Origin of the sequence: Herbiconiux ginsengi, assembly GCF_900107435.1 — a bacterium.
GTDB classification, from domain to species: Bacteria; Actinomycetota; Actinomycetes; order Actinomycetales; family Microbacteriaceae; genus Herbiconiux; species Herbiconiux ginsengi.
The window spans coordinates 1448158-1471581 of record NZ_FNPZ01000001.1; the positions used below are offsets into that span (position 1 = coordinate 1448158).

The 23424-nt window shown below is 70.3% G+C and carries 24 protein-coding genes; 15 read left to right on the forward strand and 9 right to left on the reverse strand.

What is annotated here, in order from left to right; translation table 11 throughout:
* Positions 1 to 83 precede the first annotated feature (83 nt).
* The 4 genes from xylA to BLW00_RS06910 all read left to right on the forward strand — a co-directional run bounded on the left by xylA (position 84) and on the right by BLW00_RS06910 (position 3231).
* Positions 84 to 1277: a xylose isomerase gene (gene xylA, locus BLW00_RS06895; protein WP_092550968.1), complete on the forward strand. Its 1194-nt coding sequence runs from the start codon at positions 84 to 86 to the stop codon at positions 1275 to 1277.
* A 42-nt stretch (positions 1278 to 1319) separates the two neighbouring features.
* Positions 1320 to 2525, forward strand: coding sequence for an ROK family transcriptional regulator (locus BLW00_RS06900; protein ID WP_092550971.1), 1206 nt, complete (start codon positions 1320 to 1322; stop codon positions 2523 to 2525).
* 173 nt (positions 2526 to 2698) lie between these two features.
* Positions 2699 to 3088 carry a hypothetical protein gene (locus BLW00_RS06905; RefSeq protein ID WP_217634304.1) on the forward strand — a complete coding sequence of 130 codons (390 nt, stop codon included), beginning with the start codon at positions 2699 to 2701 and terminating at the stop codon, positions 3086 to 3088.
* Positions 3085 to 3231, forward strand: a complete 147-nt coding sequence (locus BLW00_RS06910; RefSeq protein ID WP_217634305.1) for a hypothetical protein — start codon at positions 3085 to 3087, stop codon at positions 3229 to 3231. Before BLW00_RS06905 ends, BLW00_RS06910 begins: the two co-directional genes overlap by 4 nt.
* A gap of 14 nt (positions 3232 to 3245) precedes the next feature.
* Here the strand turns inward: BLW00_RS06910 and BLW00_RS06915 are convergent, their stop codons facing one another.
* Positions 3246 to 3854 carry a maleylpyruvate isomerase family mycothiol-dependent enzyme gene (locus BLW00_RS06915; protein WP_175494167.1) on the reverse strand — a complete coding sequence of 203 codons (609 nt, stop codon included), beginning with the start codon at positions 3852 to 3854 and terminating at the stop codon, positions 3246 to 3248.
* Between the two features lie 114 nt (positions 3855 to 3968).
* Between BLW00_RS06915 and BLW00_RS06920 the strand changes: the two genes are divergently transcribed.
* From BLW00_RS06920 to BLW00_RS06935, 4 genes are all read left to right on the forward strand, one after another.
* Positions 3969 to 4610 carry a GNAT family N-acetyltransferase gene (locus BLW00_RS06920; RefSeq protein ID WP_092550976.1) on the forward strand — a complete coding sequence of 214 codons (642 nt, stop codon included), beginning with the start codon at positions 3969 to 3971 and terminating at the stop codon, positions 4608 to 4610.
* 75 nt (positions 4611 to 4685) lie between these two features.
* On the forward strand, positions 4686 to 5105 hold the full coding sequence (locus BLW00_RS06925; protein WP_092550979.1) for an organic hydroperoxide resistance protein: 420 nt from the start codon (positions 4686 to 4688) through the stop codon (positions 5103 to 5105).
* 132 nt (positions 5106 to 5237) lie between these two features.
* Entirely contained in the window at positions 5238 to 6221 is a 984-nt protein-coding gene (locus BLW00_RS06930; protein WP_245741339.1) for a DMT family transporter, read from the forward strand.
* 9 nt (positions 6222 to 6230) lie between these two features.
* A complete protein-coding gene (locus tag BLW00_RS06935) occupies positions 6231 to 6569 on the forward strand; it encodes a chorismate mutase (protein WP_092550982.1) in 339 nt (112 codons plus the stop codon).
* Between the two features lie 95 nt (positions 6570 to 6664).
* Here the strand turns inward: BLW00_RS06935 and purL are convergent, their stop codons facing one another.
* Complete coding sequence (purL, locus tag BLW00_RS06940) at positions 6665 to 8959, reverse strand: phosphoribosylformylglycinamidine synthase subunit PurL (protein WP_092550985.1); 2295 nt, start codon at positions 8957 to 8959, stop codon at positions 6665 to 6667.
* A gap of 55 nt (positions 8960 to 9014) precedes the next feature.
* Entirely contained in the window at positions 9015 to 10034 is a 1020-nt protein-coding gene (locus BLW00_RS06945) for an LLM class flavin-dependent oxidoreductase (protein WP_092550988.1), read from the reverse strand.
* Positions 10035 to 10215: 181 nt separating this feature from the next.
* On the opposite strand from BLW00_RS06945, the gene BLW00_RS06950 reads away from it, so the two are divergent.
* From BLW00_RS06950 to BLW00_RS06960, 3 genes are all read left to right on the forward strand, one after another.
* Positions 10216 to 11409, forward strand: coding sequence for a LolA family protein (locus BLW00_RS06950; protein WP_092550991.1), 1194 nt, complete (start codon positions 10216 to 10218; stop codon positions 11407 to 11409).
* Positions 11410 to 11488: 79 nt separating this feature from the next.
* Positions 11489 to 12574 (forward strand): ABC transporter ATP-binding protein, encoded by a 1086-nt coding sequence (locus tag BLW00_RS06955; RefSeq protein WP_092550994.1) that lies wholly within the window; start codon positions 11489 to 11491, stop codon positions 12572 to 12574.
* A gap of 79 nt (positions 12575 to 12653) precedes the next feature.
* Complete coding sequence (locus tag BLW00_RS06960) at positions 12654 to 13490, forward strand: ABC transporter permease (RefSeq protein WP_281242394.1); 837 nt, start codon at positions 12654 to 12656, stop codon at positions 13488 to 13490.
* 39 nt (positions 13491 to 13529) lie between these two features.
* On the opposite strand, the gene BLW00_RS06965 is transcribed toward BLW00_RS06960, so the two are convergent.
* A complete protein-coding gene (locus BLW00_RS06965) occupies positions 13530 to 13742 on the reverse strand; it encodes a dodecin (RefSeq protein WP_092551000.1) in 213 nt (70 codons plus the stop codon).
* Between the two features lie 517 nt (positions 13743 to 14259).
* Here BLW00_RS06965 and BLW00_RS06970 point away from each other — a divergent pair.
* The gene (locus BLW00_RS06970; RefSeq protein ID WP_092551003.1) at positions 14260 to 16668 is read left to right on the forward strand and encodes a glycosyltransferase family 2 protein; all 2409 of its coding nucleotides are present in this window, start codon (positions 14260 to 14262) and stop codon (positions 16666 to 16668) included.
* Entirely contained in the window at positions 16665 to 18257 is a 1593-nt protein-coding gene (locus BLW00_RS06975) for a chitinase (protein ID WP_092551006.1), read from the forward strand. Before BLW00_RS06970 ends, BLW00_RS06975 begins: the two co-directional genes overlap by 4 nt.
* A 4-nt stretch (positions 18258 to 18261) precedes the next feature.
* Here the strand turns inward: BLW00_RS06975 and BLW00_RS06980 are convergent, their stop codons facing one another.
* The 5 genes from BLW00_RS06980 to BLW00_RS07000 all read right to left on the reverse strand — a co-directional run bounded on the left by BLW00_RS06980 (position 18262) and on the right by BLW00_RS07000 (position 21325).
* The gene (locus tag BLW00_RS06980) at positions 18262 to 18960 is read right to left on the reverse strand and encodes an RraA family protein (protein WP_092551009.1); all 699 of its coding nucleotides are present in this window, start codon (positions 18958 to 18960) and stop codon (positions 18262 to 18264) included.
* Positions 18961 to 19039: 79 nt separating this feature from the next.
* Entirely contained in the window at positions 19040 to 19408 is a 369-nt protein-coding gene (locus BLW00_RS06985) for a CHY zinc finger protein (RefSeq protein WP_092551012.1), read from the reverse strand.
* Entirely contained in the window at positions 19405 to 20001 is a 597-nt protein-coding gene (locus BLW00_RS06990; protein WP_092551015.1) for an energy-coupling factor transporter transmembrane component T family protein, read from the reverse strand. The genes BLW00_RS06985 and BLW00_RS06990 overlap by 4 nt, the downstream gene beginning before the upstream one ends.
* Positions 19998 to 20732 carry an energy-coupling factor ABC transporter ATP-binding protein gene (locus tag BLW00_RS06995; protein ID WP_092551018.1) on the reverse strand — a complete coding sequence of 245 codons (735 nt, stop codon included), beginning with the start codon at positions 20730 to 20732 and terminating at the stop codon, positions 19998 to 20000. Before BLW00_RS06995 ends, BLW00_RS06990 begins: the two co-directional genes overlap by 4 nt.
* The gene (locus BLW00_RS07000; protein ID WP_092551021.1) at positions 20729 to 21325 is read right to left on the reverse strand and encodes a biotin transporter BioY; all 597 of its coding nucleotides are present in this window, start codon (positions 21323 to 21325) and stop codon (positions 20729 to 20731) included. Before BLW00_RS07000 ends, BLW00_RS06995 begins: the two co-directional genes overlap by 4 nt.
* A gap of 63 nt (positions 21326 to 21388) precedes the next feature.
* Between BLW00_RS07000 and BLW00_RS07005 the strand changes: the two genes are divergently transcribed.
* Both BLW00_RS07005 and BLW00_RS07010 read left to right on the forward strand, forming a co-directional pair.
* Entirely contained in the window at positions 21389 to 22018 is a 630-nt protein-coding gene (locus BLW00_RS07005; RefSeq protein ID WP_245741347.1) for a TetR family transcriptional regulator, read from the forward strand.
* A gap of 87 nt (positions 22019 to 22105) precedes the next feature.
* Positions 22106 to 23317, forward strand: a complete 1212-nt coding sequence (locus tag BLW00_RS07010) for an MFS transporter (RefSeq protein ID WP_245741349.1) — start codon at positions 22106 to 22108, stop codon at positions 23315 to 23317.
* Positions 23318 to 23424: the final 107 nt, after the last annotated feature.

The window sequence follows — 23424 nt, forward strand, 5'->3', positions numbered from 1 at the left end:
CCGGCATTGTTGACATCGCCCGAATCTTCCGAATATGTTGTTGGCAACCACTTTTAGTACTGAATCTGCACTGGAGCATTCTCATGTCGTTGACCCCCACTCGTGAAGACAAGTTCTCGTTCGGTCTGTGGACCATCGGGTACAACGGCGCCGACCCCTTCGGCGGCCCCACCCGCGCCCCGCTCGACGTGGTGCACGGCGTGGAGAAGCTGGCCGAGCTCGGCGCCTACGGTCTCACCTTCCACGACGACGACCTGTTCGCCTTCGGCTCGACGGATGCGGAGCGCCAGACCCAGATCGACCGCCTGAAGCAGGTGCTCGCCGACACGGGCGTCATCGTGCCGATGGTCACCACCAACCTCTTCTCGGCTCCCGTCTTCAAAGACGGCGGCTTCACCTCCAACGATCGCGCCGTGCGCCGGTTCGCGCTGCGGAAGGTGCTCCGCAACATCGACCTCGCCGCCGAGCTCGGCGCCACCACCTTCGTGATGTGGGGCGGCCGCGAGGGCGCCGAGTACGACGCGGCCAAAGACATCCGGGCCGCGCTCGAGCGCTACCGCGAAGCCGTGAACCTGCTCGGTCAGTACGTCACCGACAAGGGCTACGACATCCGCTTCGCCATCGAGCCGAAGCCGAACGAGCCGCGTGGCGACATCCTGCTCCCGACCGTGGGCCACGCGCTCGCCTTCATCGAGACCCTCGAACGCCCCGAGCTGGTGGGTGTGAACCCCGAGGTCGGGCACGAGCAGATGGCGGGCCTCAACTTCACCGCCGGCATCGCTCAGGCGCTCTACCAGGGCAAGCTCTTCCACATCGACCTCAACGGTCAGCGCGGCATCAAGTACGACCAGGACCTCGTGTTCGGCCACGGCGACCTGCAGAACGCCTTCTCGCTGGTCGACCTGCTGGAGAACGGCGGACCGAACGGTGGGCCCTCCTACGACGGTCCGCGGCACTTCGACTACAAGCCCTCGCGCACCGAAGACGAGACGGGCGTGTGGACATCCGCCGCCGCGAACATGCGCACCTACCTGCTGCTCAAGGAGCGGGCCGCCGCGTTCCGCGCCGACCCCGAGGTGCAGGAGGCGCTCGCCGCCTCGCGCGTGCCCGAGCTCTCGGTGCCCACGCTCGGCTCGGGCGAAAGCTACGACGACCTGCTCGCCGATCGCTCCGCATTCGAGGACTTCGACGCCGCCGCCTACTTCAACGGCAAGGGCTTCGGCTTCGTGCGTCTGCAGCAGCTGGCGCTCGAGCACCTCACCGGGGCCCGGGGCTAGCCGTTCCGGTCGGCGCGGGTCGCACGGATTCGGGAGCGGGGCATGGCGGAGTCGACGGGGAGTGAGCTCAGGCGCACGAACCTCTCCGCCGTGCTCACCCTGGTGCACAGCCGAGGAGCCGTGACCCGCGCCGAGCTGACGCGCGAGACCGGCCTGAACCGCTCGACGGTGGGCGCTCTCGTGGGCGAACTGGTCGACCTGCGGCTGGTGCGCGAATCGGAGGCCGCAGCGCGGCACGTCGGCCGGCCGAGCCTGATGATCGAGCCGGAGCGGCGCACGGTGGCGCTCTCGGTGCATCCCACGCCCGATGCCGTGACCATCGGTCTGGTTGGGCTCGGTGGCCACGTCATCAAGCGCATCCGCTACGGCACGGTGCAGGTGCCGCGGCCGGATGAGGTGGTGAACATCGTCTCCGCGGTCGTGGCCGGCATGCGGTCCGAGCTCGACGCGTCGTACCGGACGGTCGGGGTGGGTCTCGCGGTTCCCGGCCTCGTGCGCTCCCGTGACGGACTGGTGGATGCCGCCCTGCAACTCGGCTGGCACGCCGAACCCCTCGCCGAGCGGCTCGAGCAGACGCTCGGGCTGCCGGTCTTCGCCGGCGGCGAGGCCGCCGCGGGTGCTCTCGCCGAGAGTGCGTTCGGTGTGGCACGCCAGGTGCGCAACCTGGTCTTCCTCACCGGGGGTGCGGGCGGCGTCAGTGCGGCGGTGATCGGTGACGGCGCACTGCTCACCGGCACCGACGGCTACGCGGGCGCACTCGGCCACACCCTGGTGAACAGCGACGGGGCGCTCTGCCGCTGCGGCGCTCGAGGGTGCCTGGACACCGAGGTGGGCCCGGATGCGCTGCTCGCCACGCTCGCCGCCCCTGGCGCTGGCGTCGGCGCCGGCGTCGGCGCCGGCTTCGACCTCGATGCGGCGATGCATGCCCGGCGCGACGACCCCGACCTGATCGCCGTGGTGCACCGACAGCTCGACCATCTGGCCGTGGCGGTGCGTACTGCCGTCAACCTCTTCGACCCGGAGCTGCTCGTGCTCGGTGGCTACCTCGGTGGGCTGCACGCCTTCGCCCCCGAACGGCTCCCGGCCGCGCTCGCCCGCTCGGCGATGCGGGCCCCGGGGTCGGGCGTGCGGATCGCCCAGGCCGGACTCGGCGACGACCTCCTCATGGTCGGCGCCGCCCAGCTGGCCCTGACGCGGGTTCTCCGCGATCCGGCCGGTCTGGCGACGCGGACCCGACCCGCGATGTAGCGGAGTATCGGCGGTACTCCTCCCACGGCAGGAGTGCTCGCCCGGTCGCCGACGGGCGACGTGGCGACTCGTGCGGTCTGCGAGGCGGCCGGCGCGCAGCAGCCGGCCCTCGACCGGCTGTTCGGCTCTTCGCCACGACCCTCACGACCCGGCCCGAATCGGTCGGCGAGGCCATGCAACTGCTCCGCGAGGTGCTCGACCGGCTCGCCGTTGACGGCCGGCTGCTGGTCGTGCCCGAGACGGCGGCGCGGATGGTGATGGCCGCGAACACGGGCGTCGCGCTGGCCTTGGTGGTGCGGCCCTCGCTCTATCCGGATGCCGGACGCTCCGCGCTGGTGCGTGACGCGATCCTTCGCGCCATCCTGCGCGCCGTCGACGCCGTCGACCAGGAAGCGGATGCCCGCAGCGCGGCCGCGAACACGCTCGCCTCCGGTCTCGGCGCCCTCGTGCCCGAAACCTTCAGCCCTGCGGAGGCGGGGCTGCTCGGCGACTGGCTGGCGCGCGTGCCGGCCGCCGGCACCCACTCCTCCCCGAACCGACCTCCCCGAAAGGACCCCTCATGACCGACACCGAGACACTCTCCGCACCAGCGGCCCGCGTCGCCCGCGTCGCCCTCGTCACCGGCGGATCGGGCGGCATCGGCCGCGCGGTCGCCGAGCGTCCGGCCGCCGACGGCATCGCGGTCGGCGTGCACTTCTCTCGTTGATCTGAGCGGGGGAGTCAGACGACCGAGTAACCGTCGGGCAGTGTGCCGCGGCCGGTGAGACTGAGCAGGAGCGTCTCGCCGTCGCCGCGAGCGGCCGCGATTCCGGCCGCGAGCTCCAGCGTCGCGGAGACCGCCTCGGGCGACTGCCCGTGCGCCAACCCGGTCGCGCGCGCGATGTCGATCGAGTGCACCACGAGTTCGAACACGCGTGTGCGCAGATACTCCGGCAGAGCGATGCCGAGTCCGCCGATGGACACGATCCGCTCCGGTGGGGCGGAGTCGACCAGGGCCATCGCGCGACCGAGGGCATCCGAGATCGCGTGGGCCGGGTCGTCTCCGAGCCAGATACCCGCCTCCACGCCCCGCGCCGCGACAGCCTCCGGGTCGGTCAGCTCGCGGTAGACCCGCGCGTAGTACGACTCGGCGTTCTGCACGTTCGGATACCCCGGGTCGTCGAGAAGCAGGTAGCTCTCGACGGTCAGGATGGCCCGCGTGGTGTGGCCGACGAGCGACCGTACGGTCCACTCCCCGAGCGCGACGGACTCCCACTGACGGTCGTCGATGCGGGTGACGAGGTCGTGGAATGCGGTGGCGGAGTGGAAGAACATGGCGGCACTGCCCATGGCACCATCGTGGCACAGCTCCGGGCCGACCGGATGCCCGCGCCCGCGGCCCGCCGTCCGATCCACCGTCATCCGCGGCCCGAGGCGGCGGGCAACCGATGCCAGACTGGAGGCATGCCAGCAACACGCCCCGCATCCGGCATCCTGCAGGGTCGCTACATCCGTCTCGAACCGCTCACGCCCGAACTCCTCCCGGAGCTGCACCGAGCCATCGGTCACCCCGAGGTCTTCGCCGGCGGCTACGGTGGCGGCCCAGCGGGCTACCGCGCGACCGCGCAGGAATTCGTGGAATGGGCCAAGGGCTACTACCAGTGGGAGGGCGGCAACGCTTACGTCATCCGCCTGGTCGGTGGCCGGAACGACGGCACCCTGGTGGGCACGACGACGCTCGGCGACATCAATCCGGCCCTCGAATCCGCCCACATCGGGTGGACCGCCTACGACCCCCGGGTCTGGGGCACGGTCGTGAACCCTGAAGCAAAACTCCTCCTTCTCGGTCTAGCCTTCGACAACGGCTTCGGCCGCGTCAAGATCCAGGCGGATGTTCTCAACACGCGTTCGCGCGCCGCGATCGCGAAACTCGGCGCGACCTTCGAAGGCATCGTGCGGCGCGATCTGCCGCGCGCCGACGGCACCTGGAGGGACTCCGCCGTGTTCTCGATCATCATCGACGAGTGGCCCGCCGTCCGGGCCGGATTGCGTGAACGTGTGGAGAACCAAGGTGGAGGCGTTCCTGTGGAATTCGCGAACGCCTGACGAACCTTCTGGGCGTAGGCCGAGAACGCGCATCCGGGTGCAGGCGCACCGTTCGATTGATGATGAACTAGTTCCATGGAACCTCTCTACACTGCAATCGCCCATGCATCCGGTGGCGGCCGCGACGGACACGTCCGGAGCGAAGACGACCGGCTCGACTTCGACACCCGCCCGCCGAAGGAGATGGGAGGCTCAGGAGAGGGAACCAACCCCGAGCAGCTCTTCGCCGCCGGCTACTCCGCCTGCTTCCTCGGCGCGGTGCACGCGGCCGGTCGTGAGTTGAAGCTCGACACCGCGGATGCCGCGGTGTCAGCGAGTGTCTCGATCGGCAAGAACGACTCCGCCGGTTTCGGCCTCGCCGTCGAACTCGACGTCTACGTGCCGAACGTGACCCCGGAACAGTCGCGGGAGATCGCCGAGAAGGCCCACACGATCTGCCCCTATTCCAACGCGACCCGCGGCAACATCGAGGTCACGCTGACCGTGGTCGAATAGCGGCCGACGACGGGATCGACGGGAGGATCCGACCCGGTCGATCCTGCCAATTCGAGACGCCCGACTGCCAACCGGCTGGTCGGGCGTCTCGTGCCGGTCGGCGATGTCGCACCCGCACGATAGGGTCGCGGGGTGACCCAGCTCCGCCCCGAATCCGCCCGTGCCCGTCGCAGCCGACTCCTCGTCGCGCTGCAGTTCACGGCACTGGGCCTCGTCTGGGGGTCGAGCTTCCTGTTCATGAAGGTCGCCCTCGGCGGCGTCTCCTTCGGCCAGGTGGCGTGGACGCGATTGATGCTCGGCGCCCTGACACTCGGCATCCTGCTGCTCGTGGTGCGCACGCGGATGCCTCGCAACCCCAGGGTCTACCTGCACTTCGTCGTCATCGGCGCCTTCGGCTGCGCCGTGCCCTACCTGCTCTTCGCCTGGGCCGAGCAGTACGTCACCTCGGGGCTCGCGAGCATCTACAACGCGGTGACGCCCATCGCCACGGCGCTGATGGTGACGCTCGCCTTCCGGGTCGAGAAGCTCGACCGCTCCCGCATCCTCGGCGTGACGGCCGGCATCATCGGAGTCGTCGTCATCATCGGCCCCTGGTCGTTCGTGGCGAACGAAGCGGCGCAGGGCGACCTGGCGCTCGAGCTCGCCGGCCAGCTGGCCTGCCTCGGCTCGGCGGTCTGCTACGGCTTCACCTTCGGGTACATCCGTCGGTTCGTCACCGGCCACTATCCGGTGACGGGGCTCACCGCCGCGTTCCTGCAGGTCGGCATGGGTGCGGTCATCCTGCTCGTGCTCACGCCGTTCGTGGCGATCGGCCCCATCGGGCTCGACCTGCCCATCGTGCTCAGCCTGCTGGCGCTCGGCATCGCCGGCACCGGCGTGGCCTACTACTGGTACATGAACGTGCTGAACGCCTGGGGGCCCACGGCGACGTCTACGGTCACCTATCTCACTCCGGTGGTGGGCGTCGCGCTCGGCATCGTGCTGCTCGGCGAGACCTTGAGCTGGAACGCGCCGGTGGGCGCCTTGCTCGTCTTCCTCGGCATCCTGCTCGCCCAGGGCCGGCTGCGGCTGCCGCGGCGACGTCACGCGCAGAACGGAGTCAGCGAGGCTGGCTAGGGTTGAGGCATGGTGAACGCGGATTCCACGGTGCCCACGGGTGGCTTCGACAGCTCGGCGGATGTCTACGCCCGATTGACGAGCATCCGTCAGTCGATCGACAACATCGACGCTGCTCTCATCCACATGTTGGCCGAGCGCTTCAAATTCACGCAGACCGTGGGCCGGCTGAAGGCCGAGCACGGTCTGCCACCGGCCGACCTCGACCGCGAGGCCCGTCAGATCAAGCGGCTGCGCGCGCTCGCGGAGGAGTCGCACCTCGACCCCGCGTTCGCGGAGAAGTTCCTCAACTTCATCGTGGCGGAGGTCATCCACCACCACGAGCGCATCGCCGCCGACTCCGACTGATCCGCGTCAGCCGAGCGCGGTCGGAAACCGCAAACGTCGAGGCGACCGACCCGATATGGCGCGCGGAGGCCGCGACGTTTGCGGTTTCGAACGGGTCAGCCGCCGACGACGGGGCCGAAGGCCCCCGGCAGCGCCGCGCGGTGCACGCCGCCGAGCTCCTCGATGCCCACCTCGAACAGGCCCTGCACCTCGAGCGACGCCGACTGCGCATCCGTCACGCCGATGCGCAGCACGGGAACACCGCGGCCCTCGCACAGGCCCTTGAACTTCACGTCGTCTTCGCGCGGCACGGCAACCAGCACGCGGGCCGTCGACTCGCTGAACAGGGCGTCGGATGCCGACACCCCGTCGCGCTCGATGATCTCGTCGAGCCACACCCGGGCCCCGATGCCGAACCGCAGCACCGACTCGGCGAGGGTCTGGGCGAGGCCGCCGTCGGAGAGGTCGTGTGCCGAGTCGATCAGGCCCTCGAGGGCGCCGGCGCGGAGCAGGCCCGACAGCGTCTCCTCGGCGGCGAGCGACACGATCGGCGGGCGGCCGCCCAGGTGGTCGTGCACGACGCCGGCCCAGGCCGAACCGTCGAGCTCGGGGCGGGTGACGCCGAGCAGGTAGAGGTTCGACCCCTCGTCTTGCCAGCCCGACGGGATGCGCCGTGCGACGTCGTCGATCACGCCGAGCACCGCCACCACGGGGGTGGGGTGGATGGGCTGCGAGCCCGTCTGGTTGTAGAAGGAGACGTTGCCGCCGGTGACCGGGATCTCGAGTTCCAGGCATCCGTCGGCCAGCCCCTCGACGGCCTGCGAGAACTGCCACATGACCTCGGGGTTCTCGGGTGAACCGAAGTTGAGGCAGTCGGAGACCGCCACCGGGGTGGCGCCGGTGACCGACACATTGCGGTAGGCCTCCGCCAGCGCGAGCTGGGCGCCGCGGTAGGGGTCGAGCTGGCAGTAGCGCCCGTTCGCGTCGGAGGCGAGGGCGAAGCCGAGGCCGGAGACCTCGTCGACCCGCACCATTCCGCCGTCGTCGGGGAACGAGAGGGCGGTGTTGCCCATGACGTAGCGGTCGTACTGGTTGGTGATCCAGTCCTTCGAGGCCATGTTGGGCGAGCCGACCACACGCAGGAACTCGTCGCGGAGATCGGAACCGGAGGTGGCGCGGGGCAGTCGCACGGCCGAGTCGGCCTGCAGGGCGTCGATCCAGGTGGGGTAGGCAACGGGCCGCTCGTAGACCGGGCCGTCGACCGCGACCGTGCGTGGCTCGACGTTCACGATCTCCTCCCCGTGCCAGTTGATGACGAGGCGGCCGGTGTCGGTGACCTCGCCGAGCACGCTGGTCTCGACATCCCATTTGGCGGTGACGGCGAGGAAGCCCTCGAGCTTCTCGGGCGTCACGATCGCCATCATGCGCTCCTGGCTCTCCGACATGAGGATCTCCTCGGCCGTGAGGGTGGGGTCGCGCAGCAGCACCTTCTCGAGCTCGATGAACATGCCGCCGTCGCCGTTGGAGGCGAGCTCGGAGGTGGCGCACGAGATGCCGGCCGCGCCCAGGTCTTGGATGCCCTCGACGAGATCGCCCGCGAAGAGCTCGAGGCAGCACTCGATGAGCACCTTCTCGGCGAAGGGGTCTCCGACCTGCACCGCGGGGCGCTTGGTGGGGCCGCCGGCCGAGAAGGTGTCGGAGGCGAGGATGGATGCTCCGCCGATGCCGTCGCCGCCGGTGCGGGCCCCGAAGAGCACGACCTTGTTGCCCACGCCGCGCGCGTTGGCGAGGTGCAGGTCTTCGTGCCGCAGCACGCCGACGCTGAGCGCGTTCACCAGCGGGTTGCCCTGGTAGACCTTGTCGAAGTAGGTCTCGCCGCCGATGTTCGGCAGGCCCAGGCAGTTGCCGTAGAACGAGATGCCGCTCGTGACTCCGTGCACCACGCGGGCGGTGTCGGCCTCGGCGATGTCGCCGAAGCGGAGCTGGTCCATCACGGCCACGGGGCGGGCGCCCATCGAGATGATGTCGCGCACGATGCCGCCGACGCCGGTCGCGGCGCCCTGGAACGGTTCGATGTAGGAGGGGTGGTTGTGCGACTCGACCTTGAAGGTCACCGCCCAGCCCTCGCCGACATCCACCACGCCCGCGTTCTCGCCCATGCCCACCATGAGGTTCTTCTTCATGGCCGGGCTGACCTTCTGGCCGAACTGGCGGAGGTAGATCTTCGACGACTTGTAGGAGCAGTGCTCGCTCCACATCACCGAGTACATCGCCAGCTCGCCGCTCGTGGGGCGGCGCCCCAGGATCTCGCGGATCTTCGCGTACTCGTCGGCCTTCAGGCCGAGTGCCTCGTAGGGCTGCTCCCGATCGGGGGTCGCGATGGCGTTCTCGACGGTATCGGCATTGCTCACGCGGCCAGGACTCCTTGAGTTGCGGGGTGATGCGGGGGTGGGATGCCCCACGATTCTACCGGCCCGGATGCCACCCCAGGGCCGGGCCGAGTCGCTCGGCCAGGTCGTGCAGGATCTGCACGTAGTCGTCGTGCTCGAAGGAGAAGGGGAGCGCGAACGCGACCTCGCGGATCTCGCGGAAGGCCGGATCGGCGTAGAGGGCCTCGGCGATCTCGGCGGAGGTGCCGACGATGTCGGCGGCGAAGAGCATCCGCCGTGGGCCGTGGGGCACGCCGACACGAGCGGATCGGCCGGCCGCGTAGGCGGCGTACTTCGCCTTCTGCTCCGCCGTCGCGGAGTCGGTCGGGATGACGACGAGCCCCTGCGAGACGCGGGCCTTCGCGCCGTCGGGATGCGCCGCGCGGTAAGCCCGTACCTGGTGCAGCTGGTTCGTGGCGAAGTCGTCGCCGTTCTCGCCCTGCACCACGCTCGAGGTGAGGAAGTGGAAGCCGTTCTCGCCCGCCCACTCGGCCGACCGGGTGCTGCCGCCGCCGTACCAGAGTCGCTTCGACAAACCCGCCGCGTGCGGCTGGACCGTGTCGGCGAAGACCTCGATGCCCTGTGTGCCGGCGAAGCTGCTCGCGACGTCGCCGCGCACGAAGTCGCGGAAGCGCAGGAGCCGGCCGTAGTCGAAGTCCTCCTGCTCGAAGGTGTTCGGGTAGATGGCGTCCTTGTAGTGGTCGATGTTCATCGGCAGGCCGGCCGAGAACCCCGGTGTGATGCGGCCGTGCGAGAGCAGATCGACCGTGGCGAGGTCTTCGGCGAGACGGAACGGATTCTCGGCGCCGATCGGGGTGACCGCGGTGCCGAGCTCGATGCGGCTGGTGCGCTGGGTGGCGGCCGCGAGCACGGCGACGGGGGAGGAGATGCCGTATTGCAGGTGGCGGTGCCGCAGCCACGCGCTGTCGAAGCCGAGCTGCTCGCCGAGCTCGATGATGCGGAGCGTGGTCTCGTGGCCGGTCGCCGGATCGGCGGGATCGAACAGGCCGATGGTGAGGAAGCCGAGTCGTTGCAGGGGTTCTCCGGGGTGCGGCACGATTCGACGCTAGCAGGGGCGTGTTCACTGCGGCGCCCGGGCGTCATCCGGGGTCATGCTCCTCCACAGATGCGGGATGCCGCGATGTTGTCCACAGTTGTGACGAATCGAAGCAAACTCCCGGGTGTCCGGCGTAACGTCGCTGGCACATCCCGTTCAGTTCCGGAAGAAGTTGATCAGCATGGCCCGAAAGTGGCAGCGCTGGGTTCCCGCGATCGCGGCCCCCGCCGTCGTCGCGGTCGTCGTGGCAGGTGGCGTGTTCGCCGCCAGCGCGTCGGCCGATCTCCCCGAGAAATCGCCGCACGACGTGCTCGAACTCGCCGCTCAGTCCGACGTGCAGTCGTTCTCCGGCACGGTCGAGCAGAGCTCCGACCTCGGGCTGCCCGACCTGTCGAGCGTGCCCGGTGGGGTGTCGACGGGCTCATCGGGAGGAGCCGGCGGCGGCTCGGGTGATTCTTCGTCGGCGGCCGAGAACGATGCGTCGCTGGCTTCGGCGCTCGAACTGCTCACCACCGACCACTCGGCACGTGTCTACGCCGATGGTTCCGACAAGCTCCGGGTGCAGATCCTCGACCAGCTGGCCGAGCGGGATGCCATCCGTCACGGAGACGACGTCTGGCTCTACGACTCGAGCGACGACACGGCCGTGCACACCACGCTGCCCGACCCGTCGACACTCGGTGAGGGCGAGGCTCCCGCACCGGTGCCCACCGACATCGCGACGCCGGGCCAGCTGGCCCAGAAGTTCCTCGACGCGGTCGACCCCAGCACCGAGGTGACCTTGGGCGCCGACACGTCGGTCGCCGGCCGTTCGGCCTACGACCTCGTGCTCACCCCGCGCGGCTCCGAGACCCTGGTGGGTTCGGTGTCGATCGCGGTCGACGCCGAGACCGGGCTGCCGCTCCAGGTCGAGGTGCTCGCCCGCGGCGCCTCCTCGCCGGCCTTCAGCATCGGTTTCACCGACCTGTCGCTCGACGCCCCCTCGGGCGATCTGTTCGACTTCACCGCTCCCGAGGGCACCACCGTCACCGAGAAGCCGTTCCCGACGCGCGACGAGCTGCAGGGCGACGGATCGACGGATGCCGGCGGCACGCATCCGGAGCCCGTCGTCACCGGGGAGGGCTGGGGTTCGATCGTCTCGCTCGCCGTGGGCGCGGATGCCTCCGAACTCACCTCCTCGCCGGTGATGGCCCAGCTGCTGACGCCGGTCGACGGCGGCCAGGCGTTGCAGACCGCGCTCCTGTCGGTGCTGCTCACCGACGACGGGCGGGTGCTCGTGGGTGCTGTGCCGGTGGACGCGCTGGAGGCGGCCGCCGCGGCTGCTCCGGCCGTACCCGCTCCACCGGCCACGGCTGCTCCCGCTCCGGCCGAGTGATCGCCGCCGGACGACGGTTCGCGAGGGTGGGTGCCCACGTCGTGATCGAGTCGGCGTTCGAGGCCGCGGGGCCGGCCCGGTGAGCGACTTCGCCATCGAGACGGCTGGGCTCACCAAGCGCTTCGGCAAGCAGCTCGCGGTCGACGGAGTCGACCTCGCCGTGCCCGAGGGGTCGGTGTTCGGGTTTCTCGGGCCGAACGGGTCGGGCAAGACCACCACCATCCGCATGCTGCTCGGCCTCGCCTCGGCGACGGCGGGCGACATCCGGGTGCTGGGGCAGGCGATGCCGCGCCGTCTCGCGAACGTGCTGCCCGGCGTCGGCGCCCTCATCGAAGGGCCCGGCTTCTACCCGTTCCTCTCCGGTGCGGCGAACCTGCGCCGACTGGATGCCGCCGACGGATTCGCACCCGCCGCGAGTCGTGCGGCCCGGGTCGATCACGCCCTCGAGCGAGTCGGGCTCACCCACGCCGCGGGAAAGAAGGTGCGCGCCTACTCGCTCGGCATGAAACAGCGGCTCGGCATCGCCAACGCGCTCCTCGCGCCCCGCGAGCTGATCGTGCTCGACGAGCCGACCAACGGGCTCGACCCGCAGGGCACGCGCGAGGTGCGCCACCTCATCCGCTCGCTCGCCTCGGAGGGCACCACGGTGTTCGTCTCCAGCCACCTGCTGGCCGAGATCGAGCAGATGTGCACGCACGCCGCCGTGATGAGCGGCGGCCGGCTCGTGGCCCAGGGCACGCTCGACGAGCTCCGCCTCGCCGGCCAGACCCGCGCCCGCGTGCTCGTGCCGGCCGCCGATGCGTCGCGCGCGACGCGCATCCTCACCGACCTCGGCCTCCCGCCCGAGCCCGAGCCCGCTCCCGCGACCCCCGGCACCCAACCCGGGGGCGCCGGGCTTGGCGCTACATCCGGCACGCGAGGTAGCGCAAACGGTCCTCTTCCGACGCCGGAAGGACACTTTGCGCTACCCGGCGAGGGCGCGGGCGGCGCGGGTGTGGGGGAGAGCGTGCTGAGTGCGGTGCTGCCCGAGAGCGTGGCGCGTGAAGACGTGGTCGCCGCGCTCGTGGCGGGCGGGGTGCGCGTGCGCGGGTTCGCCGTGCAGCAGGCCTCGCTCGAAGACCTCTTCGTGGCGCTCACCGGGGAGGGGTTCGACGTTGTCCAGTGACACCCCGCCCGCCCGGATCGCGCCCGCGGCCGCCGGCGTGGAGGCCGCGGCGCCCGACACCCACGGCGGCGCGCCCGACCTGCTCGGTCGCCGATCCCGGCGCGCTCTCGGGTGGGGGTTCTTCGCCTCCGAACTCTCCGTGCTCTTCCGCCGACGCCGCACCTGGGCGATGCTCGCGGCGCTCGCGGCCATCCCCATCCTCATCGCCGTGGCCATCCGCGTCACCGACGGCGGCGACGGGCGCGGACCGGCCTTTCTCGACCGGATCACCCAGAACGGCCTGTTCGTGGGCATGACGGCTCTCGTCGTCTCGATCCCGCTGTTCCTGCCACTCACCGTGGGAGTGGTGGCCGGCGACTCGATCGCGGGCGAGGCGAACACCGGCACCCTGCGCTACTTACTGGTGTCGCCGGTGGGGCGCATCCGTCTGCTCGTCGTGAAATACGCCGCGGCCGCGGTGTTCTGCCTCACGGCCACCGTGACCGTGTCGCTCGCCGGCATCCTCATCGGCATCGCCCTGTTTCCGGTCGGTCCGGTCACCCTGCTCTCGGGCGACAGCGTGAGCGTCGGCGAGTCGCTGCTGCGCTCGCTGCTGATCGCCGTCTACGTCACGCTGGGGCTCGTCGGCCTCAGCGCCATCGGCCTGTTCATCTCCACCCTCACCGATGCGCCGGTGGGCGCGATGGCGGCCACGGTGGTCATCTCGATCGTGTCGCAGGTTCTCGGCCAGCTCTCGCAGACCGAGTGGCTGCATCCGTGGCTCTTCAGCTACTACTGGCTCGACTTCGCCGACCTGCTGCGGCAGCCGATCGAATGGTCGTCGTTCGGCGGCAACGCCCTGCTGCAGCTGGGCTACGTGGCGGTGTTCGGCGCGCTCGCCTACGGGCGCTTCGCGTCGAAAGACGTGCTCTCCTAAGAAGACGCACGTCGACAGCCTGGCCCGGCCGGGCGCTCCTTACGCGTCGTCGAGCCGGAAACCGACCTTGAGGGTCACCTGGAAATGCGCGATCTCGCCGTTCTCCAGCTCTCCCCGCGTCGACACGACCTCGAACCAGTCGACGTTGCGCAGGGTCTTCGTGGCGCGGGCGAGTCCGTTGCGGATCGCGGCATCCGTGCCCTCGGGCGAGGTGCCGACGATCTCGGTGACGCGGTAGGTGTGGCTGCTCATGGTCGACCTCCAGTGGTGCGATGGGCTGAGATTCCGAGCCTATGCGGATGCACTCCCCACGAACAGGGGCCGTGCGGCTCCATGAAAGCCAAAGATTTGCGCAGCTTCGGATCAAGATCATGCCAAGGCCACCTCAACATCCGTGGTGATTCTGCTGAGCGAAAGGCTCGATCCGACGCATCCTGTGCGACAAAAGGCCTGATCAGTTGTAGTGATTCGAGGTCGGTGACCCCCGCCCGGGGGAGGGGCCGATCCGAAGCTGGGAGCGACGGAAACACCCCTGAAACAGAGCGGGATTCGAGAGTAGTGTCGCTCTCGGATCGGTGGTCACCCGCCACCGGTCCCAAGAACCCGGACGGCAGTGGTCACCCCCCACCCGCCGTCCGCGGCATCACCACAGCGTCCCCAACGCTCGATGCCGCGGTGGTGTGTGCAGCTCACCCCCAGCGTCCCCAACGCTCGGCTGCGCACACCACCCCTTTTCTCACCCGAACATCGTCTTCGACCCGAGGAACACATGTCTACGAAGTCCCTGGCTTCGCCTGCCCGAAAACGACAACTGGGCGCCGAGCGCAACACCGAGCCACTGTCCACCGTCCACGCGATTCCGAGCGATGCGAAGATCACCTGGGGCCGGCTGGCCATCGTGATCACGGTGGCCGCCTGGGTCACCTACGTCGTCTACACCGTCGTCCGGCAGTTCCTGAACAACGGAACCGAGAGCTTCCGCTTCACCACCGAGGCCATCTCCTACCTCGTGGTCGTCACGTTCCTCACCTTCTCGGCCCTCATGTACCTCGTGGCTCGCCAAGGCGCGCTGCAGCGCTTTCGCGACCACGTTCGGGTGCCGCGGGCCGAGCTCGACAAGCACTTCTCCGCGGCGCACCAGGACATGACGGTGCTCGTGCCCTCCTACAGCGAAGAGCCCTCCGTCGTGCGCAAGACCCTCTGGTCGGCCGCGCTGCAGGAGTACCCCTCGCTCCGGGTCGTGCTGCTGCTCGACGACCCGCCCTTCCCCTCCGACCCCGCCGTCGCGGCCCGGCTCGAGATCTCGCGGCACATCGCCGACGACATCGCCGCCGCCCTGCGAGCACCCCGCGATCGCGCCGTCGACGCCCTGCTCAGCTTCGAAGGCGAGTGGTTGCTGCACGGTGGGGTGCAGGCATCCGACGTCCGCCGTCTCGCCCACGCCTACACCGAGGCGGCGAGCTGGCTGCTGGCCTTCGCCGACGACGAGGAGCGCACCGACCACGTCGACACCTTCTTCGTGGAGCAGGTGCTCGGCGCCCTCGCCTACGACCTCAGCGTCACGGCCGATGCCCTCGACGTGGCGCTGCTGGCCGGCGAGTCGCCGACGGCCGAGCGGATGCTCGAACTGCACCGCCGGCTGATCTGGATCTTCTCCGCCGAACTCGAGACCTTCGAGCGCAAGAAGTTCGCGTCGCTGTCGCACGAGGCCAACAAGGCCATGAACCTCAACTCCTACATCGGCTTGATGGGCGGACGCTTCCGTCGCGAGCAGAGCCCCGACGGCATCATCCTGCGCCCCGTCGAGGCTTACGAGGCAGCCGACTACGAAGTGCCGGATGCCGGCTACCTCCTCACCCTCGACGCCGACTCCTTGCTGCTGCGCGAGTACTGCCTGCGGCTCGTCTACTTCCTCGAGCAGCCGAACAACGAGCGGGTCGCCGTGACGCAGACCCCGTACTCCTCGTTCCGCGGCGCCCCGACCCGCATCGAGCGCCTGGCCGGCGCCACCACCGACCTGCAGCACATCCAGCACCAGGGCATGACGCACTACGGGGCGACGTTCTGGGTGGGCGCGAACGCGGTCATCCGCAAGCCTGCGCTCGAAGACATCGTCGAGACCGAGATGGTGGGCGGATTCGAGGTGCGGCGCTACGTGCAAGACCGCACGGTCATCGAAGACACCGAGTCGAGCGTCGACCTGGGCCTGCACGGCTGGACCCTCGTCAACTACCCCGAGCGCCTCAGCTACAGCGCCACCCCGCCCGACTTCGGCTCGCTGATCGTGCAGCGCCGGCGCTGGGCCAACGGCGGCCTGCTCATCCTGCCGAAGTTCTGGCGGCAGATCCGCGCCCGCAAGCGCGCGGGGCATCCGGTGGGCATCGGCGAGATCCTGCTGCGCGTGAACTACATGGCCTCGATCACCTGGGCCAGCTTCGGCCTGGTGTTCCTGCTCGCCTACCCCTACGACAGCCGGCTGCTCAGCCCGGTCGTGCTGATCGCGGCGCTGCCGTACTTCATCGCGATGGGCAGCGACCTGCGCTACAGCGGCTACAAGTTCACCGACATCTTCCGGATCTACGGGTTCAACCTCATCCTTCTTCCGGTGAACCTGGCGGGCGTGTTCAAGTCGCTCGAGCAGGCCGTGTCCAGCAAGAAGATCCCGTTCGCCCGCACCCCGAAGGTGCGCAACCGCACCGCGGCACCGCTGCTCTACGTGGTGGCGCCCTACGCCATCGTCGTGTTCTCGGCCTTCACCTTCTGGCGCGACTTCGGCGCCCAGAACTGGGGCAACGCGGCCTTCGCGGCGCTCAACGCCTCACTCGCCAGCTGGGCCATCCTCGCCAACATCGGCATCGGGCCGTCGCTGGTGGATGTCTGGCTCGGCCTCACCAAGTGGCTCTACGTCGAGCGCAAGCCGGCGGTGGCAGCCACCTCGGTCGCGCCCGTCGCCGCGGGACTCGTCGCCACGCAGACCGCCGACCCGGCGGAGCTCGCCGTCGAGGACGAGTCCGTCGACTGGCGCTCGGTGCTCTACCACGGCAACCCGGCCGATCCGGAGACCACGGATGCGAGCGCCACCCGGCGTCGCGCCTCCGGAACCCGCGGCAGGGTGCGCCGCAGCGCGCGCAGCACCCGTCGTCGCGAGAGCGTCGGCGCCGAGCGGAGTGCAGCATGAGCGGCATCGCCCCGGCCACTCCGAAGGCCGCCGCGGCATCCGGCCCGCACGACGGCAAGCGCCTCTCGCCGCTGCGCGTCATCATCGCCGCCGGCGCCATCGCGGCCCTCTCGCTCGGCGCCTTCGTGGCCGTGCAGAGCTTCGACTCGGCCCAGGCCGACGGCGTGAGCCCCTGGTTCGCCGGCTACGTCGACGTCACCGCCACGCCCACCTACGCGTTCGAGACACCGGCCTCGCCCGAGGACGCGGACGTGGTGCTCTCGTTCGTCGTGGCCTCCACCGACGACCCCTGCGTTCCAACCTGGGGCACCGCCTACACGCTCGACGGAGCGTCGAAAGACCTCGACCTCGACCGTCGTCTCGCCCGACTCCGCCAGGCCGGCGGCGACGCGGTGGTCTCGTTCGGCGGGCAGTTGAACGACGAGCTGGCCACCGGATGCTCCGACCCCGCTGCGCTCCAAGCCGCCTACGCCTCCGTCGTCGACCGCTACCAGCTCTCCACCATCGACCTCGACATCGAGGGCTCTGCGCTCGCCGACTCGGCGGCCGGGGAGCGCCGGGCCACCGCGATCGCGGCGCTGCAACAGGCCAAGCGCGACGCCGGTGAGGAACTCGCCGTCTGGCTCACTCTGCCGGTCGCCCCTTCGGGACTGACCGAAGACGCCACCGACACCGTGGCGCAGATGCTCAAGGCGGGGGTCGATCTCGCCGGCGTCAACGTGATGACCATGAACTACGGCACCAGCCGCGGCACGGATTCGATGGCCGATGCCTCGATCGACGCCCTGGAAGCCACACACCGCCAACTCGACGCGCTGTACTCGAAGGCCGACATCCAGCTCTCCGATGCGACGCTCTGGTCGAAGATCGGGGCCACCCCGATGGCCGGGCAGAACGACGTGAAGGGCGACGTGTTCGGCCTCGCCGACGCGCAGGCGCTGAACGCCTTCGCGCAGAAGCAGGGCCTCGGCCGCATGTCGCTCTGGTCACTGAACCGCGACACCACCTGCGGGCCGAACTACGTCGACCTCAAGCGGGTCTCGGATGCCTGCAGCGGCATCGCCCAGGGCGACCAGACCTTCGCCGGACTGCTCTCGGCGGGCTTGCCCGGGCATCCGGATCTCTCGGCCTCGTCGGTGACGACGCCCGATGCCGACCAGCCGGTGGTCGACAACCCGGCCACCAGCCCGTACCCGATCTGGGCGGAGGAGTCGTCGTACCTCAAGGGCACGAAGATCGTCTGGCACGGCAACGTCTACCAGGCCAAGTGGTGGACCCGCGGCGACATCCCCGACGACCCGGTGCTCAACGACTGGGAGACGCCGTGGACCCTCGTGGGGCCCGTGCTGCCGGGCGAGACGCCTTACAAGGCGCTCACCCTGCCCGAGGGCACCTATCCCGACTGGGCCGGTGCCGCAGCCTACGAGAAGGGCGCTCGGGTGCTGTTCGACGGCGTGCCTTATGAGTCGAAGTGGTGGAACCAGGGTGCGAGCCCCGAGGCCTCCAGCGCCGACCCCGACAGCTCGCCCTGGGTGCCGCTCACCGAAGACGAGATCTCCGCCGCTCTGGCCACCCCGGCTGCTTCCTGACCCGTCAGACCTCGATGGCGCCACCGCGCTCGGCGAGGTGGCGGCGGAGCGTGAGCGTCGGGTCGGCCGCCTGGCCGGCGCGGTAGGCGGCGAAGTCGAGCTGGGTGCGCAGCGACGTGCCGGCGTGCATCCGCTCGGCCTGGGCCGACTCGGTGGCCTGGATGGCGAGCGCGGCCTCCACCACCTCGTCGAGCCGGTCGGGCGTGAGCACGAGGATGCCGTCGTCGTCGCCGAACAGGTAGTCGCCCGGCGCGACCGCGACGCCGCCGAGCACGGCGACCGCCATGGGTGCGCCCGCCGGCGGCACCCGGCGCGGGCCGAAGGGGAAAGCGCCGAGACTGTGCAGTGGGAGACCGATCTGCCGCAGCTGCGCGGTGTCGCGGTGGCGGCCCCACACCACCATGCCCGACATGCCCGCGGTCAGTGCCTCGAGCACCATGAGGTCGCCGACGCAGGCTTCGTCGTCGCGACCGGCGTTGTCGACCACGACGACCGCACCGGTGGGAGCGTCGTCGATGGTCTGCAGAATGACGTCGACGCTGCCGAGGTGCGTGATCGGCGCCGCCGGGCCGGAGAAGGATGCGCCGGGGAGCAGGGGCACAAGGGTCGGCGGCGCTGGGCGGGCGAGCACGCCGATGCGCAGCGACGCGTCGGCGATCGCGGCGGTGGACAGGGTGCGGTGGGCGGGATCGGCGTGGGGCATGCGGCCATCCAAGCGTCCGTCGGTGCGATGCGGCAAGATGCCGCCACCGGGCCGGCGGACTGGTCGGGCGGCGTCACGCCTAGGCGCGCGGCTCGCCCTCGAAGCCCGGTCCCGTTTCGAAATACAGGTGGCTGTGCAGGCGGCAGCCCTCGTTGAAGGCCGATCCGCAGGAAGGACAGGCGGTGATCTCGAGGTAGTCGGCGATCCGGATCTCGGCCTTGCAGTCGCCGCAGAGGATGGCGCGCTCGTGCCACTGCGCACGCGGCCATTGCGCGGTGGCATGCCCGGCCGTCTCGGCGTGGCAGAGGTGGCACGGGTAGTAGCGGTCGCAGCAGAAGAACTTGATGGCCACGATGTCGAGCTCGGTGCCGTAGTGGATGCAGCGGGTGTGGTCGTCGATCGTCGGCCCGTAGACAGGAGGGCCGGCCGGTGCCACGGGGCCCGTCATTCCGCGCCCCGCGCGACCAGGGCGTCGCCGAGTTCGTCGGCGTGCTTCAGCGACATCACGAGCAGCGGCATGACCAGGATGCGCAACCGCGGCTTGGCTCCGCGGGCGCGCTGGGCGTCGCGGATGCTTGCGGCGTAGCCGGCGATCACGGGAACGACGGTGATCGTCATCGCCATCACCAGCCCCACCCGGGCGGGGTCGACGCCGATCCGCCGCAGGGGTCCCAGCCCACGTTCCACCGCGTCGAGGAGCGCGCTGGTGCGGGTGGTCAGCGTCACGAGGGTCGCGAGCATCACCACGGTCACCACGCGGCCGGTGTTGGTGGCCGCGACCGGCAGGGGGAGGAAGATGACCTGGGTGATCAGGGTGACGGCCACGATCCAGCGCAGCGTCCAGAGCTGGCGCAGGATCTCGAGCGGACCGAATCCGGCGGCGAAGTAGCCTGCGACGACGAGTGCCGAGGCGCCGGCGATGTACCAGGCGTTGCTCGCGAAGACGGTGATCGCGATGGCCAGCAGCATCAGCGCGATCAGCTTCGGCCCGGCCGGCAGCCGGTGGAGGGGGCTCGTGCCCGGGCGGTAGAGGGCGATCATCCGAGGTCCCGTCGATAGCGCGCGATGACGGGGGCCGGATCGTCGACCTCGAACAGCCGACCGTCTTCGAAGCGCACGGCCACGTCGCAGCGCGCCGCGAGCTCGAGGTCGTGGGTCACCAGCACGAGCTGCTGCGGGATCTCGTCGAGCAGCAGCGCACTGATCAGCCGGCTGTTGCGGCCATCGAGCAGGGCGGTCGGCTCGTCGGCCACGATCAGGGCCGGCTCGGTGATGAGCACGGCGCTCAGGGCGAGCAGCTGCTTCTGGCCTCCCGAGAGGCTGTGGGCGGGGGCATCCGCGCGCTCGGCCAATCCGTAGCGCTCGAGTGTGGCGGTCACGCGCCGGGCGACCTCCTCGCGGGTGAGCCCGCGCCGGCGCAGCGAGAACGCCACGTCTTCGGCCACGGTGGGCATGATGATCTGCGCATCGGGATTGCTGAACACCGAACCGACCATCCGCAGCACCTGCTTGCGTTCGGCCACGAGATCGTGGCCGTGCACGGCCACCCGGCCACGACTCGGCGCGACCAGGCCGCCGAGGAGGCGCGCGAAGGTCGACTTGCCGGAGCCGTTCGATCCGATCACGGCGATGCGACGCTGCGGCAGCGTGACCGTGACGTCGCGCAGCACGGTCACTCCCGCGAGGTCGACGCCCACGCCCTCGAACGCGAGCTCCCGCGACGGTGGAGTGCCGTCGGGGGAGGCCGGGATCGAGGGGAGCGGGGTGGTCATCGAACGGTCGCGTCGACCTTCGCCGCGGGCGTCACACGCACCTGGTCGCCGAAAGCCCGCGGGTAGGCCCGCCACAGCCCCATCGTGATGAGTGTCGCCACGACCGCCTTGATCAGGTCACCCGGCAGGAAGACCGTGCTGGAGAGCGCGGTCGCGCCCAGCGGCAGGTGGGTGACGAAGGCCTGAACGGGCACTCCGACAGCGTAGATCACGAGGATGCCGCCCACCACGCAGCCGAGCGCCGTGCGCCACCAGGTGGGCCGGCGATGCCCGGCGTGCACGATCGCACCGGTGACGAAGGCACCGAGGATCCAGCCGAACAGGTAGCCCGCGCTCGGGCCCACGAACACTCCGGCACCGCCGTGGCCGCCGGAGAGCAGCGGCAGGCCCACGAGCACGAGCAGCAGGAACACGACGACGGCGGCTGCACCGCGCCAGGCGCCGAGCACGGCGCCGGCCAGCATGATGCCGAGGGTCTGCGCCGTGATGGGAACGGCGTTGCCGAAGATGGGGATGGCGCCGGGGATGCCGAGCACCGCGATGATCGCGGCGAAGACGGCGATCCTCGCCAGATCGCGGACGTCGAATTTCATGGGGTTGCTCCATCCTGAACACTGTTCACCTGAACGGCGTTCAGGTTATAGGATGGCACGGTGATGGTGAAATCGGAAAGGCCTGAGCCTCGCACCCCCCGCCGCTCCAGCCGCGATGTCGTGGCGGCGGCCCTGGCCATCCTCGACCGGCAGGGCCTGCCCGAGCTCACCATGCGCAACCTCGCCGAGAGCCTCGGCGTGCAGGCGAGCGCCCTCTACTGGCACTTCCCGAACAAGCAGACCCTGCTCGCGGCGGTGGCCGACGAGATCGTGTCGCGCACACGCACTCGCCCGGCGCCTGCCGACGACTGGCAGGATGCGGTGCTCTTCGACGCGCTCGCCCTGCACGATGCGCTGCTGGCGTTCAAAGACGGCGCCGAGGTGGTCTCCAGCGCCCTCGCCCTCGGGCTCGGAGCCGCCGAGGCCGGCCGACGGCTCGCGGCCGGGATCGAGCGCGGAGGATTCGACCGGATGATCGCCGAGCGTGCCGCCGAAGCCCTGCTGCACTTCGTGATCGGCCAGACCTGGCACGAGCAGCAGCGGCTGCAGGCCGACAGCCTCGGCGTTGTGGTGGAGCCCTTCGCCACCGATCCCGCCGCCGTCGACGCAACCCAGGAGGGCCCCGCCGTGTTCGAGCTCGGTGTCGCGCTCTTCCTGTCCGGCCTCGAGGCCCGCGAGCCCGCCGAGCGTTGAGGCCGCGCCCGCCTCGATGAATCGCGCGCCGGAGCTCGGCGACGCGCACGCGCCGGGGGAGGCCTTCGGCCGAACTACTGTGGAGGGGTGGGCCGCGCATCCGATGTTCTCCGCCGCGTGGCCTGGGGTCGCGGGGCCGGGTTGCCACGCGACGTCGTGGTGCTCGGGGTGGTCGCGTTCTTCGTGATGCTCGGCTTCGGCGTGGTGGTGCCGGTGCTTCCGGTCTACGTGCGCAGTTTCGGCGTCGGGTACTTCGAGGTCGGCGCCGTGGTGTCGGCATTCGCGGTGATGCGGCTGGTGGCCAATCCCTTCGTGGGCAAGCTCATCGACGTCGGCGGCGAACGGATCATTCTCGCCACGGGCATCGGCATCGTCGCCCTCTCGAGCGCCCTCGTCGGCCTGGCCGACACCTACTGGCAGGTACTGCTGCTGCGCGGCGCGGGCGGCATCGGATCGGCCATGTTCTCCGTCTCGGCGATGACCCTGCTGCTCGCCTCCGTCGATCCGACGCTGCGCGGCCGCGCGGTCGGCTTCTACCAGGGCGGCTTCTTGATCGGCGGGATGGCCGGCCCCGCGGTCGGCGGCCTGCTCGCCGGCATCTCCCTGCACGCCCCGTTCTTCTTCTACGCCGGCACCCTCGTGATCGCCGGTGGCGTGGGGCTCGCCCTGCTCGGCCGTCACCACCGCGACCCCACGGCTGCAGCCGAGCCGGTGCGGCCGTTCCGCGAGGTGCTGCGCGACAAGGGCTATCAGACGGCCCTGCTCGCGAATCTCGCGCAGGGCTGGTCGGCGATGGGGGTGCGGAGCGCGCTCATCCCCGTGCTCGTGGTCGAGGTGCTGCACGGCCAACCGGCCTGGACGGGCATCGCCTTCGCGATCGCGGCCGTCGCCCAGACTCTGACGCTGCTGCCGGCAGGCCGTTTCGTCGACACGGTGGGGCGTCGGCCGGCCATCATCGGCTCGTTCGCGGTGGGCGCCGCGATCATGCTGGCCATCCCGTTCGTCGCCGAACTCTGGATGCTCGTGGTTCTGCTCTGCGTCTACGGTGTCGCGGCCGCGTTCATGGGCACCGCCCCGGCGGCCGCGGTCGGCGACGCAGCGGGCGCGCGCGGCGGGCAGCCGGTCGCGGTCTTCCAAGCGTTCTCCGACGTGGGCGCGATCGCCGGCCCCCTCGTCGCAGGCCTGCTCGTCGACGCCTTCTCGTTCCCCGCGGCCTTCGGGTCGGCCGTGGTGCTGATGGGTGCGGCATCCCTCTTCGCGCTCCGGATGCCGCGCCGCGGCGTCCCCGCGCTCGCCTGATCTGTTTCGGGCGAACGAGAAGCTCACCGAGGCCGTATTCGGGGTCGCGTGCGCTCAGGTTCGCCCGAACTGACGCCACGCCTTAGGAGGCGGATGCTCAGTGGCCC